The sequence below is a fragment of the Dactylosporangium sp. NBC_01737 genome, assembly GCF_035963215.1.
Taxonomy (GTDB): Bacteria; Actinomycetota; Actinomycetes; order Mycobacteriales; family Micromonosporaceae; genus Dactylosporangium.
This window is the reverse complement of the sequence record NZ_CP109153.1, coordinates 8522685-8541485: the sequence shown is the minus strand read 5'-3', so window position 1 is coordinate 8541485 and position 18801 is coordinate 8522685. Positions and strand designations below refer to the sequence as shown.

At 71.3% G+C, this 18801-nt stretch carries 14 protein-coding genes; 9 read left to right on the top strand and 5 right to left on the bottom strand.

The window, feature by feature from the left end; translation table 11 throughout:
• Positions 1-365: 365 nt before the first annotated feature.
• Both OHA72_RS38635 and OHA72_RS38630 read left to right on the top strand, forming a co-directional pair.
• Positions 366-4781, top strand: a complete 4416-nt coding sequence (locus OHA72_RS38635; protein WP_327001022.1) for a HEAT repeat domain-containing protein — start codon at positions 366-368, stop codon at positions 4779-4781.
• Between the two features lie 147 nt (positions 4782-4928).
• Positions 4929-6059, top strand: coding sequence for an alpha-lytic protease prodomain-containing protein (locus tag OHA72_RS38630; RefSeq protein WP_327001021.1), 1131 nt, complete (start codon positions 4929-4931; stop codon positions 6057-6059).
• Here the strand turns inward: OHA72_RS38630 and OHA72_RS38625 are convergent.
• Positions 6056-6982, bottom strand: a complete 927-nt coding sequence (locus OHA72_RS38625; RefSeq protein ID WP_327001020.1) for an AMIN-like domain-containing (lipo)protein — start codon at positions 6980-6982, stop codon at positions 6056-6058. The two genes, OHA72_RS38630 and OHA72_RS38625, sit on opposite strands and share 4 nt — an antisense overlap.
• A gap of 223 nt (positions 6983-7205) precedes the next feature.
• Between OHA72_RS38625 and OHA72_RS38620 the strand changes: the two genes are divergently transcribed.
• The 4 genes from OHA72_RS38620 to OHA72_RS38605 all read left to right on the top strand — a co-directional run bounded on the left by OHA72_RS38620 (position 7206) and on the right by OHA72_RS38605 (position 10903).
• On the top strand, positions 7206-7970 hold the full coding sequence (locus tag OHA72_RS38620) for a glycosyltransferase family 2 protein (protein ID WP_327001019.1): 765 nt from the start codon (positions 7206-7208) through the stop codon (positions 7968-7970).
• Entirely contained in the window at positions 7967-8683 is a 717-nt protein-coding gene (locus OHA72_RS38615; protein ID WP_327001018.1) for a polysaccharide deacetylase family protein, read from the top strand. Before OHA72_RS38620 ends, OHA72_RS38615 begins: the two co-directional genes overlap by 4 nt.
• A 91-nt stretch (positions 8684-8774) precedes the next feature.
• A complete protein-coding gene (locus OHA72_RS38610; RefSeq protein WP_327001017.1) occupies positions 8775-9509 on the top strand; it encodes a hypothetical protein in 735 nt (244 codons plus the stop codon).
• Between the two features lie 164 nt (positions 9510-9673).
• Entirely contained in the window at positions 9674-10903 is a 1230-nt protein-coding gene (locus OHA72_RS38605; protein WP_327001016.1) for an RCC1 domain-containing protein, read from the top strand.
• Positions 10904-11105: 202 nt separating this feature from the next.
• On the opposite strand, the gene OHA72_RS38600 is transcribed toward OHA72_RS38605, so the two are convergent.
• The 3 genes from OHA72_RS38600 to OHA72_RS38590 form a co-directional block, all read right to left on the bottom strand.
• Complete coding sequence (locus tag OHA72_RS38600; protein ID WP_327001015.1) at positions 11106-12017, bottom strand: sugar ABC transporter substrate-binding protein; 912 nt, start codon at positions 12015-12017, stop codon at positions 11106-11108.
• A gap of 106 nt (positions 12018-12123) precedes the next feature.
• Positions 12124-12921 (bottom strand): ATP-binding cassette domain-containing protein, encoded by a 798-nt coding sequence (locus OHA72_RS38595; protein WP_327001014.1) that lies wholly within the window; start codon positions 12919-12921, stop codon positions 12124-12126.
• Positions 12918-13955, bottom strand: a complete 1038-nt coding sequence (locus OHA72_RS38590; protein ID WP_327001013.1) for an ABC transporter permease — start codon at positions 13953-13955, stop codon at positions 12918-12920. The genes OHA72_RS38595 and OHA72_RS38590 overlap by 4 nt, the downstream gene beginning before the upstream one ends.
• 454 nt (positions 13956-14409) lie before the next feature.
• On the opposite strand from OHA72_RS38590, the gene OHA72_RS38585 reads away from it, so the two are divergent.
• Complete coding sequence (locus OHA72_RS38585; protein WP_327001012.1) at positions 14410-15729, top strand: enolase C-terminal domain-like protein; 1320 nt, start codon at positions 14410-14412, stop codon at positions 15727-15729.
• Between the two features lie 9 nt (positions 15730-15738).
• Here the strand turns inward: OHA72_RS38585 and OHA72_RS38580 are convergent, their stop codons facing one another.
• Positions 15739-17013, bottom strand: a complete 1275-nt coding sequence (locus OHA72_RS38580; RefSeq protein WP_327001011.1) for an alcohol dehydrogenase catalytic domain-containing protein — start codon at positions 17011-17013, stop codon at positions 15739-15741.
• Between the two features lie 191 nt (positions 17014-17204).
• Between OHA72_RS38580 and OHA72_RS38575 the strand changes: the two genes are divergently transcribed.
• Both OHA72_RS38575 and OHA72_RS38570 read left to right on the top strand, forming a co-directional pair.
• Entirely contained in the window at positions 17205-17903 is a 699-nt protein-coding gene (locus tag OHA72_RS38575; RefSeq protein ID WP_327001010.1) for a FadR/GntR family transcriptional regulator, read from the top strand.
• A 484-nt stretch (positions 17904-18387) separates the two neighbouring features.
• The gene (locus OHA72_RS38570) at positions 18388-18795 is read left to right on the top strand and encodes a PPOX class F420-dependent oxidoreductase (protein WP_327001009.1); all 408 of its coding nucleotides are present in this window, start codon (positions 18388-18390) and stop codon (positions 18793-18795) included.
• Positions 18796-18801: the final 6 nt, after the last annotated feature.

Here is an 18801-nt window from a genome sequence, read left to right as displayed (position 1 = left end):
CAACGCGTCCAGCAGTTGTTGCAGCACCAGTCGTGCGTCCCGGCGCCGGGCTGCGCGGGCGGACCAGACTGCCGGAAGCACAATGCTCCAGAAAGCCACGACCGTCAGGCCGGCAAGCGCGAGCAGCACTGGCGGGGGAATGTTCACGACGGCGGCACCTGCCGTCGCACTCATGGCGACGACAGCGGGAACGGACCTACGGACGACCCTCATGCTCATGCTGCCCTTCCGGTCTGCTGATACCGACCAGCGTCCGCATGAATTTGTCCGCGGTCCACTTTCCCGGATCCGGCCCGAGCCGTACCGTCGAGGGTATTCACGTTCTTGATCATCTGCTGGTCCGAATGGACGGAGGACAGCGTTCCATGACGGACACCGAGGTCGACCCACTGACGGTCTTCGCGCAGGAATTGTCCGAACTCAAAGCAAAGTCGGGCGCAACAATCGAATACATCACGAGCTTCAGCGGCAAGAACGGCAACCGGCTGCCCCGCTCCACCATCCATCAGAAACTCAAGGGGCAGACACCCCCGGACTGGCCGTTCGTCGAGGCGTTCGTGCTCGCCTGCATCGCCCGCGCCGACCGCGTCAGCCGGCTGCTTACGGTCGAGGAACGCGACCTCGGCGCCTGGCGCATCAGGCACGACGTCATGAAGGTGGCACTGCAGGGTCGCCGCTCGGCTCGGCGCCGGACCGGCGCGGCACGGCAGGACGACACCGGCCTCTTCGACGCGCTGCTCGCCGACCATCGCCGCCGGCTCATCATGCGGTACCGGCACCTGCGTCTGGACCTGCTGACCCCCAACGAGCAGGAAGAAGACCGGCCCTTGCTGCTGCGGTCGGTCTTCGTCCCGCAGTCCGTGCGCGCGGAGACGCCGTCCGTGGATCTGCCAAGGGATATCGCGCGCCGGCTCGCCGAGCCGGGTGACGACGACGCTGCGAGCACGGCCGACGTTCGGCAGGCGAAGCTGACCACCCGTTTCACCCGCGCGTCACCGGAGCCGGTCCTGCGTGTGCTCAGCGATCCCGGGAACCGGCTGACCGCGATCCTCGGAAATCCCGGATCCGGAAAATCGACGCTCGCGCAGTATCTGGCCCTGGCCATGGCCGACGAGAGCGACGGCGACAGCGTGGTCGGCCTCGCCGGCTGGCTGCCGTTGCTGGTCGAGTTGCGAGAATATGCGGAGCCGCCGTGGCGGGAACGAACGTTCCTGGACTTCATCGACCATCAGCACGGCATTAACCTTCCAGGGCTGCCCAAGGCATCGCTGGAGGCCTATCTGCGCGACGACGGCAGAGCAGTCGTGGTGTTCGACGGGTTGGATGAACTGTTCGACCCGGCGTTCCGCGAGAACGTGACACGCCAGATCGCCGGCTTCGCCGCCGCATACGGCATGGTTCGCGTGGTGGTCACCTCTCGGGTGATCGGCTACCGCAAATCGCTGCTCGCCCAGGCCGGATTCGCGCACTTCACCATCGATGACCTCGATGAGGATCAGATCGAGCAGTTCACCCGGGCCTGGTATCGCCTTGCCTGCCCGGACGACGCGGCAGAGGCCGAGCGCCGCCGCAAGCGGGTGGTGGAGGCCGTCGCCGCCTCGCCGTCGCTGCGCGAACTGGCCGGCAATCCGCTGCTGCTCACCATCCTGGTCATCATCGGACGCCGCCAGGAACTGCCCCGCGACCGCCGCCGGGTGTACGAGCACGCCGCCAAGGTGCTGGTGGAGCGTTGGGACGTGGAGCGGTACCTGCGCGACTCCCGGATCGATACGAGCTTCATCGAATGGGAGGACAAGATCGAACTGCTGCAGCGGATCGCGCGCCGCATGCAGGAGACCCGGTCGGCTGGCACCGGCAACCACATCTCCGGAGACGACCTGGTCGCCGAGTTCGACGCCTACCTCCGGGAACGGTTCGGCCACACCCCCGCCGAGTCCCGGCCGGTCGCACGCGCGATGATCAAACAGCTGCACGAGCGCAACTTCATCCTGAGCCATTTCGGATCCGACGTCTACGGATTCGTCCACCGCGCCTTCCTCGAGTACTTCAGCGCCGCCGAGATCGTCCACCGGCTCCGGGACGCGCCGGAGCACTGGCCCGCCGCCCAGTTCGTCACCGACGTCTTCGGCGCGCACTGGGCCGACTCCGCATGGCACGAGGTGCTCCTGCTGGTCGCCGGCATGGTCCCCGAGCGACTGGCGGCGGCGGCCATCGACCACCTGCTGTCAGCCCATCCGCTCTGGTTCGTGAACGACGAGGGACCCGCGCACATTCTGCTGGCGATCCGATGCCTCGGCGAGGTCCGCAAAATCCACGCCCTGGAGCCGCAGTGCGTCGCGGTCACCGACGCGGTGATCTCGATCTGGGAGGTCCTACGGGAACGATGGTGGAGACTGAGTGACTTCGGGACCAAGGGCACCGTCGCCGACTCGGTCAGTCGGGCCATGCTGCCGGTCGTAGCGGGAGCCGGGGGCCGCTGGCCTGGACGCCATCGGTACTCATCCTGGCTGCGATGCGCCATGGCGCGACGAGAACGCTTTTCACGTCCTCCCCTGCTCGGGTACACCTCGGAGCCGATCCTGCTGGCCGCGGTGCTGGGAGCCGGCGAGCCCGGCGTGCGAGACCACTTGACCTCCTTGACGCTCGACGACGACGAGGGCACCCGCTCGGCCGCCGCAGCGGCGTTGCCGACCGCCTGGCGCGATGCCACAGCAGTCTCGGCGTTGCATCGTCTCGCCTCCGGCGATCCCGACGCGTTCGTGCGGGTGCTGGCGATCGACGCTCTCGCCGCGAACCATGCTGCCGATCCCGCCACACTTTCGCTGCTGCAAGCCCGTGCCGACGCTGAGGGCGACGAAGACACCATCGCCGCCGTGATTCGGGCGGTCCTGACTGTCGCTCGCGAGGATCCGGCAACCCGGCAACTCCTGAGCACGATGGCGCGCAGCGCTGACCCCTACGTCCGCAAGGCAGCGCTGGAGTCGCTGTATGACGGGTGGGCCGACGACCCCGATGTCGTGGCGCTGCTGCACGACTCGGCGATCAACGACGTGCACCCGGACGTCCGGGCGTTCACTACCGGTGCCGTGGCGGCCGGCGGCGCATGGCTCCGCGAGCGCCTCGGGGATCCACACCCTGCGGTGCGAGCCGCAGCCGTCGAGGCATTGGCCACCGCACGTGATCCAGCGTTCCGGCAACACCTGCGTGGCGTGGTCGACGATCCTGACCCGCTCGTCCGGCAAGCTGCCGTCGGTGCCGCCGCGTCGATGGGGAACGAGGATGCCGACGCTCTCGCCTGGCTCGTCGACCTGACGAGGAAGGACGATCCGATCGTCCGCGCGGCCGCGATCGAGGCCCTCGCCGACGGCTGGGCGACCGACCCCGCAACGCAGGTCGTGCTGGATCATGCCAGCAAGGATCGCGAGCCCGACGTTCGCAGGGTCGCAATACACAAACTCATCGAACGATCACACCGGGCTGACGGCGCGGCAGCCCTGCTGATGCTGTTCGGCACCGATCCCGATGCGGAGGTTCGACGCAGCGCTGTCATCGCGCTGGCAACCGTCCGCGACGACAAGCCGGGCGTCCAGGCGTGGCTGCGCGAGCGGGCCGCCGCCGACCTCGACCCGGAGGTGCGGCAGGCCGCAACCGCGGGCGCGCTCAACGGTCGCGCCCGGGACGCGGACCTCGGGTCGTGGTTGCGGGCGCGGCTGCTCGCCGAGCCGGACCCGGCGACGCAGCTCGCGGTCGTTCAGGCTCTCATCGCGGGCTGGTCTCACGACGCGGCGACAACCTCATGGCTGCAGGAGCTTGCCGAAATCGACCTGCGTGCCGAGGTGCGAGCAACAGTCCTGTCCGCGGTCACGGTTCGGTGGCCGCCGGACGACCGGTGGCTGCCGTTCGTCCGTGCGCGTGCGACGGACGACCCCGACGAGAACGTCCGGACCGCCGCGATCCACACGCTCGCCGTCGGCTGGCCTCGCGGGCCCGGCGTGGAGCCGTTGCTGCGCGAGCGATCGGTCCGCGACGGCGCGGGTCAGGTCCGGGCAGCCGCGCTGCGCGCACTCGCCATCGGCGGACCGGACGAGACCGACGCGCTGGCGCTGCTGTGCGAACGGATCCGGATCGACCCTGACCCCGATGTACGGGAACATCTGGTCAATGCCCTGACCGTCGGCGGGGCACCGGATCCGCGGGTCGGGCCGCTCCTGCGCGAAGTCATGGGCAGCGACGCCGACTCTGACGTGCGGCAGGCAGCCATGCGGGCGGTGGTCGCGGCCTTCGCCGGCGATGCCGACCTGCCGGACCAGCTCCGCCGGCTGGCGGCGGCCGATCCGCATCCAGCCGTCCGGACGTCGGCCGTTCAAGCGTTGGGCATCGGCTGGCACGATCACCCCGAGACCATGCCGTTCCTGCTGGAACGCGCCGACGACGAACGCGATGTCAGAGTCCGGACCGCGATCGCGAATCACCTCGCCCAGCCATGCAATCAGGCGCCGCTGCCGCTCCTGCAGGACATCGCGGTCACCGCGCCGGACCCCGACGTCCGGCGGGAGGTGCTGCAGCACATCGCCGCCGCCTGGCGCCACGATCCGGACGTCGGGGCGTGGCTCGTCGCCCGCGCCGTCCAGGACCTGCACCATGAGGTCCGGCTCGCAGCCGTCGAGGTGCTGCAGGTCGGCTGGAGCGACGTGCCGGAGGCCGCGGCAGCCGTTCGCGATCGCGCCGAACGCGATCCTCACCCGGAGGTAAGACGCCGTGCGGCTTTCGCGCCGCAGTGAGCCCGAGTCAGACGTGTATCGACGCTTGTATCGCCACTGGTATCGGTGATTGGCCTACCGGTGGGCGCGCCCGGGGTGGTGGCATCGAAGGCACGTGGCCACGATGATCGTCGATGGGTGGCCGCTGACTCGGGAGGCGGTTCACCAATGCGTTTGCTGTCGAAAGTGTTCGTCGTGGCGGTGCTCGCCGGCGCCGGTGGTGCGGCGGGTGCCGGTCCGGCCGGTGCCGCGCCGGTGGTGCTCACCGTCGATCAGGCACGGGCCGACGAGCTCATCTCCCTCGCGGGCGCCGACCAGGCGACCTTCGGCGGCGTCAGCGTCGACGAGGCCGGCGGCACCCTGACCGTCCGGTACGCGACGGGGCGGCTGACCACGGCCAGGTCCAAGGTCGGTGCCGTTGCCGCGTCAGGCACGCAGGGACTGCGGGTGAAGCTCGTCCCGGTGAGCCGGAGCCTCGCCGAGCTGGAAGCGGTACGCCAGCGAATCAGCTCCGCCCGCTGGCAGCTCGACGGCGCGGCGCTGAGCGAGTGGTACATCGACATCGCCGGCAACCGGGTCGCGGTCGGCGTGACGAAGGTGACCCCGAAGGTGGTGGCCGCCGCCCGCGCGGAGTTCGGCGACCGGGTCAGCGTCCACGAGGCCGCGCGGGCCACCCGGCTGAGCAGGACCGCCGACTGGAAACCCTGGGGTGCCGGCATCCGGATCACCTCCGGCGGCACGGCGTGCACCGCCGGGTTCTTCATCGAGGTGCCCGGCACGCCCGCCACCCGCAGGATGGTCACGTCGGGTCACTGCTTCGCCAACGGCGCGGTCGTCACCAACAACGGTGCGGCCATCGGCACCGTGAGCGGCCGGAACCTCACCGACAACGGCAAGGACGTCGAGTACGTCCTGGGGACCTTCACGCCGTGGACCTACAAGGGCCCGTCGACCAGCGACTACGGTGACTTCATCCGCGGCACGAAGGCGTCCGTCGTCGGCCAGACGTTCTGCACCAACGGCGCGTTCGGCGGCGAGGTGTGCTCGGGCACGGTCAACGCCACCAACCTGTGCGTGCTGATGACCGACGGCATCACCACCTGCAGCCTCGACCGGATGGTCAGCGGCGGCGCCGTCATGACCCGCCTGGGCGACAGCGGCGGCAACGTGTTCACCTACGACGCGGCCGGGCTGAAAGTGGGCGGGATGATCGTCGCCAGCGGTTCCGGCGGCACCACCACCTACTTCCACCCGGCCGCCGCGGTGACCCCGATGGGCTGGCGGGTCTCCGCCGGTTAGCCGGTGGCGACGTCCACCACGACGCGGGCCGGGTCGGACAGGAGCATCACCCGGTACCCGGTGCGGTGGTGCGTGGCGATGAAGGCCGACACCGTGCCGTTGTCGTAGACGGTCAACGAGACCGACTGCGCCTGGATGAGCCCGATCGGCACGGGGTTCGGCCCGGCCACGATCCCGCGGGTGGTCGTGGCGGCGGTGAAGCCGACGTGGATGGTCGTCGGCGTGGGCACGGTGTAGCTGACGCTGATCAGCGGCGTGGTTGCCGTGCCCAGGTCGAAGACCACCCGGTCGTAGCCGGGATGCGCCGCCGCCCGCACGCCACTGATCTGGACCTGCGCCGCGGTGCCGGCCCCGCCCAGGAACCGGTCGGCGGTGAACGGCTGGGTCGGCTGGTGCGCGACGTCCACGGCGATCCGCGGCGGGCCGGTCAGCCGCAGCACCCGGAAGCCGACGCCGTCGACGAGCCCGAGGCCGAAGGTGATGTACCCCTCCGACGCCCCGCCGGACTTGATCTGGCGCAGGGTCGGCAGCCGCGGGTCGTAGACCCGGCCGAGGTCGATGGTGGACGCGCCGGTGGCGACGTCGTACGGGTACGCCCCGTCGAACACCACGCGCAGGGTGGCGGCGCCGGACAGCGGGATGGTGCTGCCGGAGCCCTCGGCGACGAGCGGACCGTACTCGACCCGGAACCCGGGGGTCCCGCCGGTGAAGTCGAAGACGGTCCGGTCGTACTGCTCGTGCAGCCCGGTGCGGACGCCCACGAGGGTCGGAGGGTGCGGGTCGGACGGCGGCACGGTCGCGGTACCGGTGACGGGTATGACGCTCGTCGGGGCGGGCAGGTCACCCGTCGCGGCCGCGGCGCCCGGCACGGCGAGGACCGGGGCGACGATGAGGAGGGCGGGCAGGATTCGGAGCTTGGTCATCCACATGGCGTTGGCCTTCCAGGGGTTCGAGACCGATGACACGACCCAGACGCCCGACCCCCTGGGCCGGTTTACCCACCGCGGGACGGAGTCCTTGATTCGACACCCGCGCCGGCGACGGACCTGAGGCTGGCATCAGGGTCGCCGTGGGGGTTCGCCCTAGGTCGAAGTCGGGGGATCTCCGGATCGTTTCGACGCGCCCGGCAGCCGAATAATCCAGCACATGACGGAAAAGCCCAGGTTCAGCGTCGTCATCCCGTGTTTCAACGAGGCGCGATACCTCGCCGACGCGCTGCTCTCGCTGCAGAAGCAGGACTTCGACGGGCTGTACGAGGTCATCGTGGTCGACAACAACTGCACGGACGAGACCGCGGCCATCGCCCTCGAGCTCGGCGCGCGGGTCGTGACCGAGCCGGTGGCCGGCGTGTGCAACGCCCGCCAGCGCGGCACCGAGACGGCGCGCGGTGCGATCGTGGTGTCCGCCGACGCCGACACCGTGTACGACCGGGACTGGCTCAGCCGCATCGACGAGGGCTTCCGGCGTGACGCGAGCGTCGTCGCGGTCGTCGGCCCCTGCCGATACGCCGACGGCCCCCGGTGGGGACGGCACTACGGCCGGATGCTGTTCGGCGCGGTGCACGGCGTGTACCGGCTGACCGGCCGCGCCGTGTACGCCAGCGCGACGAACATCGCGTTCCGCCGCGACGCCTGGACCGGCTACGACACCAGGCTCACGCAGGGCGGCGACGAGCTCGACCAGCTGCGCCGGCTGCGCGGGAAGGGCCGGGTCGTCTACGACCACGGCAACCCGACCTACACCTCGGGCCGGCGGCTCGACCGCGGGCTCGCGTACAACCTCTTCGTGACCCTGCCCGTGCACTACCTGCTGACCTACGCCGTCAACCGGGTCGCCGGGCGGCGGGTGCTGGGGTCGGCCCCGGCGTTCCGCGAGACCACCCCGCAGTTCGAGGCGGAGGCGGCCCGGTGATCGTCCTCATCGGACTGTTGTCCCTCGCCGCGATCGGCGTGGCGTACTGGCTGCTGATGTCGCCGTTCGCCCCGTCCGCGCGGGACTACCCCTACCGCGGCCCGGGCGGCGGGCGGCTGGTGGCGCTGACGTTCGACGACGGCCCGAACGAGCCCTACACCTCGCAGATACTCGACATCCTCGCGGTGTACGACATCCGCGCCACCTTCTTCCACGTCGGGCAGTGCGTCGAGCGGCACCCCGAGGTGGCCCGGCGCGCGGCCGAGGCCGGTCACGTGCTGGGCAACCATTCGCTGAGCCACCGCTTCGGCACGTACCTGCGGCCGCGGGCGTTCGAGCGGGAGGTCGGGCAGACGCAGCGCATCCTGGCCCGGGTCACGGGGCGGACCCCGGCGCTGGCCCGCACGCCCTGGCTGTGGCGCCGGCCGGCGCTGCTGCGGATGTTGCGCCGCGGCGGCCTGCACCCGGTCGCCGGCGAGTTCGGCCACGCGCTGGAGGTGTTCCAGCCGTCCGGTGTACGCATGGCCCGCCGCGCCGTCGCGAAGGCGCGCCCCGGCTCGATCCTCATCTTCCACGACGGCTTCGACGGCCGCGGCGGGAACCGGGCCGAGACGGTCGTCGCGGTGCGGGAGACGATCGAGGGGCTGCTGGCGCGGGGGTACCGGTTCGTGACGGTGGACGAGCTGCTGGGCGTGCCGGCATACCAGGTGTAGACCTCCGTGGCGGTAATGGCACGCGCACCGCGTTCGACCGGCCGGGGCGAGGGGTACGGGACAGCCGACCCCCGACCGGAGGAGGCGGCCCGTGCACGTCCTCGCCCTCGCGTCCTCGGACGCCCACCGGGTACGGGCCGGCCTGCGTGCGGCGCGGCGGCTGGCCCGTGCGCGCCTGCGCACGGCCGGGCGTGACACGCGGGACGGGCTGCGCACCGCGGGCCGCCACGCCGGGCCGCTGCACGGCGCGCTCGGCTGGTGGGCGGTGACCAGCTTCGGGATGCTGAGCCTGCTGCTCGCGGTGCTGATGGTGCTCTGGCCGTCGTCGGTGCGGGCGTTCGGCGGCGCCCTTGTCGGCTCGTGGCTGCTGTTCGTCGCGTTCGGCCGGTTCGGTGGCGGGCAGGTGCTCCGCGCCCGGTACGGCGGGTCCCTCGTCCTGCAGGCCGGTGCCGCCGTGGTGGCGCTGGCCGGTGTGGTGGTGATCCGGCTGCCCGAGTTCGACCCGGCCGCCGGCGTGGCCGCGGCCAGCCTGGCGCTGGGTGTCGCGGCGGCCGGCGACGCCGGGGCGGCGGGGCAGTTCCCGAGGCTGGCGCGCGGCTGCCTGTGGTTGCGGGCCGCGTGCGCGCTGGTCGCCGCGATGGCGGTCGCCGTCGCGCCGGCGACCGGGCTCGTCGTCGCCGCCGCGTGCGTGGGTCTCGGCGAGGTCGCCCTGGCGGTGCGGCTCCTGCCGGAGGTCGAGCGTCTCGCCGGGATGGCCGGCCGCGACGAGCGCCGCGCAGATCCGCAGGACGATCGACTGCACCGCCTTTCCCTGCTCGGATCCTGACCCGGTCCGGCACCGGGCGGCGATTGACCGCCCGGCACAACTAATTTGGCCGTTGTAACTTTCCTGGCCCGGTCCAGGCCGGGGGCGGCGTGCCCCCGGCGGCGTTGCCCTCCACGACGACGGCCCCCACTGTTCAGGCATCAACGTCGTTGGGAGAACAGCACATGAGTGAACCTCAAAATGGTTGGCTGCGGGCTCGATGGCGGCGTCCGGCGGGCACGATGGTCGCCGCCGCGGCGTGCATCGCGGGCGCCGCGCTCGCCCTGGCAACCGTGACCGGCCCGGCCGCCGCCGCCGGCCCGGCCACCCGCGGCCCGGCGAACGTCGCGTTGGCCGCCCCAGCGATCGCCGCCGTCGCCTCCGGTTACGCACACACCTGCGCGGTCCGCGCCGACGCGACGCTGTGGTGCTGGGGCAGCAACTGGAGCGGCGAGGTCGGCGACGGCACCAACACCAGCCGGACCACGCCGGTGCAGGTCGGCAGCGCCACCACCTGGGCCGGCATCGACGCCGGCAGCAACTTCGCCTGCGCGACGCGGACCGACCGGACGCTGTGGTGCTGGGGCGCCAACAAAAGGGGCCAGCTCGGTGACGGCACCACCACCAACCGCAACGCTCCGGTCCAGGTCGGCACCGCCACCACCTGGGCGAACATCAGCGCCGGCGACGCGCACACCTGTGGCGTGCGGACCGACGGCACGCTGTGGTGCTGGGGCTTCAACCGGCTCGGGCAGCTGGGTCTCGGCTCGGACGCCTGGACCGTGACCACGCCGACCCGGGTCGGCACGGCAAGCAACTGGGCGACCGTCACGGCCGGCTTCGCACACACCTGCGCGTCCCGCACCGACGGCACCCTGTGGTGCTGGGGCGACAGCTCCAGCGGGCAGCTCGGCGTGGGCTCGCTGAGCTACTCGACGACCCCGGCGCAGGTGGGCACGGCGACCACGTGGCGCGCCGCGGCGGCCGGCCTCGTGCACACCTGCGCGACCCGCACCGACGGCACCCTGTGGTGCTGGGGCAACAACGGCTACGGGCAGCTCGGCGCCGGCACGACGTACCAGACGACACCCCAGCAGATCGTCGGCAGCAGCGCCTGGAGCAGGGCCGACGCCGGCTACGACACCTCATGCGCGTCCCGCACCGACGGCACCCTGTGGTGCTGGGGCAACAACATGACCGGCCAGCTCGGCGACGGCACGACGACGAACCGGAGCGCCCCGGTCCAGGTCGGCACCGCGACCACCTGGACGACCGGCCTCGTCACCGGCTACCACACCTGCTCGATCCGCACCGACGCCAACCTGTGGTGCTGGGGCAACAACGCCAACTCCCAGCTCGGCGACGGCACCACCACCCAGCGGTCGACCCCGGCGCAGGTCGTCTTCCCGGCCTGACCGCCGCACCATCGCACCAGTCAGGCCCGCCCGCCCCGCGACCTCGGGGCGGGCGGGGCGCCGGGCGGCGCCGCGAGTGCCTTTCGCGGCGCCGCCCTTCACCCGCCGGACCGGCCCCTCCGCCGATGTGCGGCCGGTCCGCCGCTGCGCGGTCCCCTGCCCGGTCCACCCCGAACCGCCGTCCTGCAGGGACCCGCGCGGGCTACTTGAACTTCGCGACGTTGTCCTTGGTGACCATCTCGGTGCCGGTGTCCACGCTGGGCTGCACCGTCTGGCCCTTCGCCGCGGCCACCGCCGTCTCGATGCCCAGCGAGCCCATCTTCGCCGGGAACTGCGCCACCGACGCGGCCTGCGTACCGGCCTCGATCGCCTTGATCTCATCCGGGGAGGCGTCGAAGCCGACCACGATGGGCTTCTTGCCGGTGGCCTTGACCGCCTGGAGCGCGCCGGTGATCGGCGGCCCGCAGGCGCCGTAGATCGCCGTCACGTCCGGGTTCGCGGTCAGGATGTCCTGCGCCGCGTTGAGGCCCTTGGTCTCGTCGCAGTCCGTCGCCGGCTCCGCGACGACCTTCGCGGCACCGCCGAGCCCGTCCTTCAGGCCCTTCACCCGGTCGTCCAGCGACGGGTTGCCGAGGCGTCCCTGCAGGATCGCGATCGTCGCGCCCGCAGGCAGCTGCTTGGCCAGCCACTGCCCCGCCAGCTTCCCACCGGCAAGGTTGTCCGTGGCCACGACGGACGACTTGCCCGACCATCCGGGGATGTCGTTGTCGATCAGCACCACCTTGATGCCGGCCTTGACCGCCTTGTCCAGCGCGCCCTGGACGTTCGGACTGGTCGGCGTGATCGCGATCGCCTTGACGCCCTGAGTGATCATGTTCTCGATGATGGCGATCTCGCCCTCGTCGTCGGTGCCGCTCTTGCCCTGCCCGTACACCACCTCGACGTCGCTGTGCGCGGCGTCGTACTGCTTCACCGCGTCGACCATCGTGTCGTAGAAGTCGACCGGGAACTTCGTGATCAACCCGACCTTGATGGATCCGGCGGCGCCGGAGGGGGTATCGGACTTGGCGTCGCCGCAGCCGGCCAGGGCAATGGCCAGCGCCAACGCCAGCACGGCAAATCTTCGAGCACGATGCATGGGGGTGTTCGTCCCTTCGCTGGACGTGGGATTGGGTGTACGGGGGTGTGCGGGTTGCGCGAACGGTGACGAGGCGCCGGGGTCAGGCCCCGCCGATGATCAGGGAGACGATCGTCTGCTGGTGCTCCGGCGTCGGCACGACCTCGCCGACCTTCCGGCCGCGGCGCATGATGACGGCACGGTCGGCGATCTCCATGACGTGGTCCATGGCGTGCGAGACGACGATGACCGCGCGGCCCTCGTCGCGCAGGCGCAGGATGAGGTCGAGCACCTGCCGCGACTCGCGCAGTCCCAGCGCGGCGGTCGGCTCGTCGAGGATGACGATGCTCGACGCGAACGCCGCGGCGCGGGCGACGGCGATGGCCTGGCGCTGCCCGCCGGAGAGCAGCCCGACGCCGGCGCGCTGGTCGGGCAGCCCCACCTGCAACCGGCCGAGGACCTCGGTGGTCGCGTCGGCCATCGCGCGGCGGCGCAGGAACCGCAGGCCGCGCGGCAGCCAGGCGGGTCCGGCGTCCTCGCGGCCGGCGTAGAAATTCGCCGCGGGGTCGAGGTTGTCGAACAGCGCCAGGTCCTGGTAGACCGTCTCGATCCCGGCGGCCCGGGCGGCGGCCGGCGAGCCGAGCTCCACGACGGTGCCGTCGAGCTCGACGGTGCCGGCGTCGAAGCGGTGCACGCCGCTGATGCATTTGATCAGCGTCGACTTGCCGGCGCCGTTGTCGCCGAGCAGCGCGAGCACCTCGCCGTGGGAGACGGCGACGTCGACCGAGTCCAGGGCGACCACGGCGCCGAACCGTTTGGTGGCGCCGGTGATCCGCAGGGCCGGCACCCGGTCCGGCGCCCCGCCGTTGACGTTGCCTGGTTCGCGGGCAGGCCCGGTCATGCCGTCACCGCCTGCATCACCTGGAAGCGGCGCTCCAGTGCGCCGCGGATGACGTCGAGCTCCACGGCGATCAGGATCACCACGCCGATGACGATCGGCTGGATGAACGCGTCCACGTTGAGCAGGTTCATGGCGTTGCGGATGACGCCGATCATCAGCGCTCCGACGAGTGCGTTCGTGACGGTGCCGCGGCCGCCGAGGAAGCTCGCACCGCCGATGACGACGGCGGCGATCGCGTCGAGTTCGGCCAGTTCGCCGAAGGTCGGGGAACCCGCGTTGAGCCGCCCGGCGGTGATGAACGCGGCGATGCCGGCCGCGAGCCCGCTCATGACGTACACGGAGACGAGCACCGCGTTGACCGGGATGGCGGCCCGGCGGGCGGCGTCGGGATTGCCGCCCACGGCGTAGATCCAGCGCCCCCACACCAGGCGCGTGGTCAGCAGCAGCACGAGCAGGGCCAGCGCCGCGACCAGCAGCGTCGAGTACGGCAGCCAGCCGATCGACTCGCCGCCGAGCACCTGGATGACGCCGGGCATCCCGCGGTGCGGCTGCCCGCCCGCCAGCCACAGCGCCAGGCCGTGCGCGACGCTCAGCGTCGCGAGGGTGACGATGAACGGGTGCGGCAGCCGTCCCCACACCAGGGCCACGCCGTTGACGGCCCCGACGGCCAGGCCGGTGCCCAGCATGGCGAGCACGACGACCGTCGCGGACGGCACCGCCTCGAACACCAGCGCACCGACCACCGCCGCGAGGGCGACCGTCGAGCCGACCGACAGGTCGATGCCGCGCGTGACGATGACCAGCAGCTGGGCGATCGCCAGGACCGCGATGACCGCGGTCTGGGCGAGCACGTTGCCCAGGTTGCGGGTCGTGAAGAACACGGGCGACAGCACGCTCGCCGCCACGACGATCAGGACCAGCATGAACACCGGCCCCGTCCTGATGAGGCGGAGGGCGAGCCGCGGACCGCCGGGGCGCCTGCCGGGTGACGGCCCGGTCACGGCGGCGTCCGGTTGTCTGATGCCGAGCGTCATCGGCCCCTCCTTCGTCCTGGCGGATGCCGCTGACAGAACTTGCATGGAAGTGATGAGATGTCTTGATACCCGCGCCCGGGGCCGTCGTCAAGAACTGGCACTGGATGTGGTTTTTATATCGGCTTTTGTCCACTTTTCTATTGCGCCGCTCCCAGATATGGGCGCGTCAGACATCAGATCAATTGATGCGGCCCTCGTCCCCGCCGGACAGACTTGACAATAGCTGACGCGATGTGGAACAACCTGGCAACAAGGTTCCGCATGGGGCACAGTCGCGCAGACATCTGACTTCTGCGGCCCATGAGAGGTGATCAACGCTTGGCCCAACGCGTAGAATGCCTGTCTTGCAGGTATTCCCGGAGCGGCTCTGGACGAAGCGCAGAGGCGAGCGTACAAATACATCAGATGTTCGCCGGGAAGCCGAGCGGCGCCGACCAGACCCCCAGGAGCACCGGTGACTGAACGCATCTCGTCCGTGGACACCTGCGACGTGCGGTTCCCCACGTCCCGCCACCGCGACGGCTCCGACGCGATGAACCCGTTTCCGGACTACTCCGCCGCCTACGTGGTGCTGCGCACCACCGCCGGCGCCGAAGGACACGGTCTCGTCTTCACCGTCGGCCGCGGCACCGAGATCGAGGTCGCCGCGATGCGGTCGCTGGCCGGGATGGTCGTGGGGCTGCCGGTCGAGGAGCTGCTGGCCGACCCCGGCGCCCTCGCCCGGCGCATGATCGGCGACAGCCAGATCCGCTGGCTGGGCCCCGAGAAGGGCGTCGTGCACATGGCCGCCGGCGGACTGGTCAACGCGGTGTGGGACCTCGCCGCCCGCCGCCGCGGCAAGCCGCTGTGGCAGCTGCTCGCCGAGCTGACCCCGGAGCAGATCGTCGCCCAGGTCGACTTCCGCTACCTGCGCGACGCGCTCACCGAGGACGAGGCCCTCGCCCTGTTGCGCTCCGTGTCGGCCGGCCGGGCCGAGCGGGAGCGGCTGCTGCTCGCCGAGGGCTACCCGGCCTACACCACCACGCCCGGCTGGCTGGGGTACGACGACGAGAAGCTCGACCGCCTGTGCAGGGAGGCCGTCCAGGACGGCTACGACCTCATCAAGCTCAAGGTCGGCGGCAACCTCGCCGACGACGTGCGCAGGATGAGGATCGCCCGGCAGGCGGTCGGACCGCAGACCCGCATCGCCGTGGACGCCAACCAGATCTGGGGCGTGCCAGACGCGATCGCCTGGATGCGGGAGCTCAGCGAGTTCGACCCGTACTGGATCGAGGAGCCGACCTCCCCCGACGACGTCCTCGGCCACGCCGCGGTCCGTCAGGCCCTCGCGCCGATCAAGGTGGCGACGGGCGAGCACGTGCACAACGCCGTCATGTTCAAGCAGCTGCTGCAGGCCGGCGCCGTGGACGTGGTCCAGATCGACGCGTGCCGGGTCGGCGGCGTCAACGAGAACCTCGCGATCCTGTTGCTGGCGGCCAAGTTCGGCGTGCCGGTGTGCCCGCACGCCGGCGGCGTGGGCCTGTGCGAGCTGGTGCAGCACCTGGCGATGTTCGACTTCGTGGCCGTCAGCGGCACGTCCGCGGACCGCGCCATCGAATACGTCGACCACCTCCACGAGCACTTCGCCGACCCGGTCCGCATCCGCGCCGGGCGGTACCTGGCCCCCACGGCGCCCGGCATGAGCGCGCAGATCGTGGACGCGTCCCTGGCCGCGTTCCGCTTTCCGGACGGACCCGAGTGGGCGGCCGTGACCGCCGCGGCGGCGGCCGGCTGACCCGCCGGCTCAGCCGGTGCTGACGGCGGTGCCGCGCAGCGACTCCGGGGTGGTTCCGGTCCAGCTCCGGAACGCCCGGTAGAAGGAGTTGGTGTCGTCGTAGCCGAGCAGGTAGGCGATCTCGGCGGTGCGCATGGTGCTGTGACCCAGGTAGTGACGGGCCAGGTCCTCGCGGGTGCCGGCGAGGACCGCCTGGAAGGTGGTGCCCTCCAGGCGCAGCTGTCGTTGCAGGGTGCGGGGGCTGACGGCCAGATGCGCTGTCACGGCGGTCATGGACGGATCACCGGCCGGGAGGGTCTCGTGCAGGGCGGCGCGGACGCGCTCGGCGACGCTCGCGGCCGACTGCAGGTCGGACAGGCGTCTGCGCAGGTCGGGGGCGAAGAACCGCCACATCAGGCGGACGGCTTCGTCGTAGTCGTCGCGCTGGTACACCCGCACACCGATCATCTCCAGCTCCCGCCAGAAGACGCGGTGCAGGTCGACCTCGCGCGGGGCGGGATGGATCGCCACCACGACGAGGCGACCCCGCACGGCGAGCAGGTCGGTGGCCGTCCGCACGCCGGCCGCCGAGCCGGAGACCTCGAACACCACGTCGGCGCCGGCACCGCCGGTGTGGTCCCGCACGTGCGCCGCTGGGTCGAGCTGCACAGGGTCCACGGTCGTCAGGCCGAGATCCGCGGCAACGGCGCGGCGGTGCGGGTCGAGCTCGATGACGGTGACCGCGGCGCCGGTGGTCTGGGCGACCTTCGCGATGAGCAGGCCGACCGGGCCGGCGCCGATGACGACCGCGTGCTCGTGCGCGCGGAGCCTGGACCGCCGCACGTCGTGCACGGCCACCGCGGTCGGCTCGATCAGCGCGGCATGCCGCAGCGGCAGGTCCGCCGGCAGCGGCACGAGGATCCGGGCGGGGACGGTCCAGCTGCGTTGCATCGACCCGGCCGAGTCGATACCGACGAAGTCGAGCCGGTGGCAGATGTGGGTGTGCCCGGCGGCGCAGGCGGGGCATTCCCCGCACCAGTTCAGTGGCATGACCGTCACCGGATCGCCGACGGCGTGCCCGGTGACGCCGTCGCCGAGGGCTGCGATCCGGCCGGACATCTCGTGCCCGATGACCGCCGGCAGGTGCACCCGGTGGTCCATCGCGCCGTGCAGGATGTGCAGATCGGTGCCGCAGATGCCGGTGTACGCGACGTCGATGCGCACCTCCCCCGGTCCGGGCGGCACCGTGTCGGTGTCCTCCACGACGAACGTGCGGTCACCCACGTATCTGGCACTGGGGGTCACGGGTCCTCCTCGTTGTCCGCACAGCTTTGTCCGCGCAGCTTTGTCCGTGCAGCTTTGTCCGTGCAGCTTTGTTCGCACCGCGACATGGCAGAGGCCAGGACGGCGTCAAACATCTGATGTATCTATAGTTGGAGGTCCGCCGGGACACATCCCTGTGACGGCGGGACCAGAACTGGTACGGAGGAGACTCGGTGGCACTGACCGACGAAGCGATCACCAGGATCCGCGCCATGATCCAGAGCGGTGAGCTGCCGCCAGGTTCGAGGCTGCCACCGGAGCAGCAGCTCGCCGTGCAGATGGGGCTGTCGCGCAGCGGCGTGCGGGAAGCGGTGAAGGTGCTCGAGTCGGCCCGCGTCCTCGACGTGCGCCGCGGCGACGGCACCTACGTGACGAGCCTGGCGCCCCGGCTGCTGCTGGAGGGCCTCGGCGTCGCGGTCGAGCTGCTGCGCGACGACACCCTGATGGAGGTCATGGAGGTGCGCCGCATGCTGGAGCCGGTGGCGACCGGCATGGCGGCGCTGCGCATGTCCGACGACGCCCTCGACGAGCTCGCAAGGATCCTCGACGACATGCGCTCGGCCGCCGACGACGCGGAGAAGCTGATCGGGTTCGACACGGCGTTCCATCGCACCGTGGTCGCGGCGACCGGCAACGAGACGCTCACGTCGCTGCTGGACGGCCTGTCCAGCCGCACCCTGCGGGCCCGGGTGTGGCGCGGCCTCATCGAGGGCAACTCGGCCCACAAGACGATCGAGGAACACCACGCGATCTACCTGGCGCTGCGTTCGCGGGACCAGCTGCTCGCCCATGCCAGCGCACTGCTGCACGTCAACACCTCCGAGGCGTGGCTGCGCACGGTGCTGTCCCCGCCGGTCGCCGGCGGCTCGTAGCGGGACGCCGCAGGCCCGGCGGCCGGCGGGCCCGCTGGTCATGCCGGCACACCGGCCGGTCCGAACCGAACATCAGACGTCCAGGACCGGACCGCTGCACCGCGCCGGCGGCACCGGCCCGCGTCGAGCGGGCAGGTGTCCACGGACGAGACACACTCGGTCACCGATGCTCCTGGAGGGGGTTCGAGGCGCCGCACGGCAGCACCCAGGCAGGCAACGTCGAACGACGCTACGGCAAGGGGTGGGCCGCAGACATCTGATGTATTTGTACTCCCGTCACCGCTGGCTTGTCCAGGGACCGGAGCGAACCGTTGGTAGCAGGCGATACCGCAGACACGCAGCCGCAGCCCTCCAGCGAAACATGCGATGTCTGGCCCGCGAGGTCTTCCGCCAGCATGGAGATCACCCGCTCGGAGAGCTTGTTCGGCGCCGGGGCGGTTGCGTCGATTCGCATCGACCGGGGCGGCGTGGGTACGACGCGATCATGACTCACGCTCAAACGACGGCGACCGTCGCGCTCGGTGCGCAACGGTTCGTCTCGCTCACCACGTTCAAGCAGGACGGCTCCCCGGTCGCCACGCCGGTGTGGGTCATGCGGGACGGTGACGCCCTGCTCGTCACCACGCCGGCCGGGAGCTACAAGGTCAAACGCCTCCGGCGGGATGCGCGCGTGCGGCTGGTGCCGTGTGGCCGTACCGGCAGAATCCGCGACGGTGAACGGCCGGTGGAGGGCAAGGCGGAGATCGTCACCGACCCCGCCGAGACGGCCAGGATGACGCAGCTCATCCGGCGCAAGTACGGCCTGGAGTACCGCGTGACGATGCTCGTCGAGCGGCTCGTCGCCCGCCGCCGGAAGCCGCGGGTGCTGCTGCGGATCACCCTGTCCGAGTAGGCCCGT

Bases quoted from the DNA above. Each gene is read 5' to 3' on its own strand.
- OHA72_RS38635 (WP_327001022.1), top strand. From the start codon at position 366: ATGACGGACACCGAGGTCGACCCACTGACGGTCTTCGCGCAGGAATTG.
- OHA72_RS38630 (WP_327001021.1), top strand. From the start codon at position 4,929: ATGCGTTTGCTGTCGAAAGTGTTCGTCGTGGCGGTGCTCGCCGGCGCC.
- OHA72_RS38625 (WP_327001020.1), bottom strand. From the start codon at position 6,982: ATGACCAAGCTCCGAATCCTGCCCGCCCTCCTCATCGTCGCCCCGGTC.
- OHA72_RS38620 (WP_327001019.1), top strand. From the start codon at position 7,206: ATGACGGAAAAGCCCAGGTTCAGCGTCGTCATCCCGTGTTTCAACGAG.
- OHA72_RS38605 (WP_327001016.1), top strand. From the start codon at position 9,674: ATGAGTGAACCTCAAAATGGTTGGCTGCGGGCTCGATGGCGGCGTCCG.
- OHA72_RS38595 (WP_327001014.1), bottom strand. From the start codon at position 12,921: ATGACCGGGCCTGCCCGCGAACCAGGCAACGTCAACGGCGGGGCGCCG.
- OHA72_RS38590 (WP_327001013.1), bottom strand. From the start codon at position 13,955: ATGACGCTCGGCATCAGACAACCGGACGCCGCCGTGACCGGGCCGTCA.
- OHA72_RS38570 (WP_327001009.1), top strand. From the start codon at position 18,388: ATGACTCACGCTCAAACGACGGCGACCGTCGCGCTCGGTGCGCAACGG.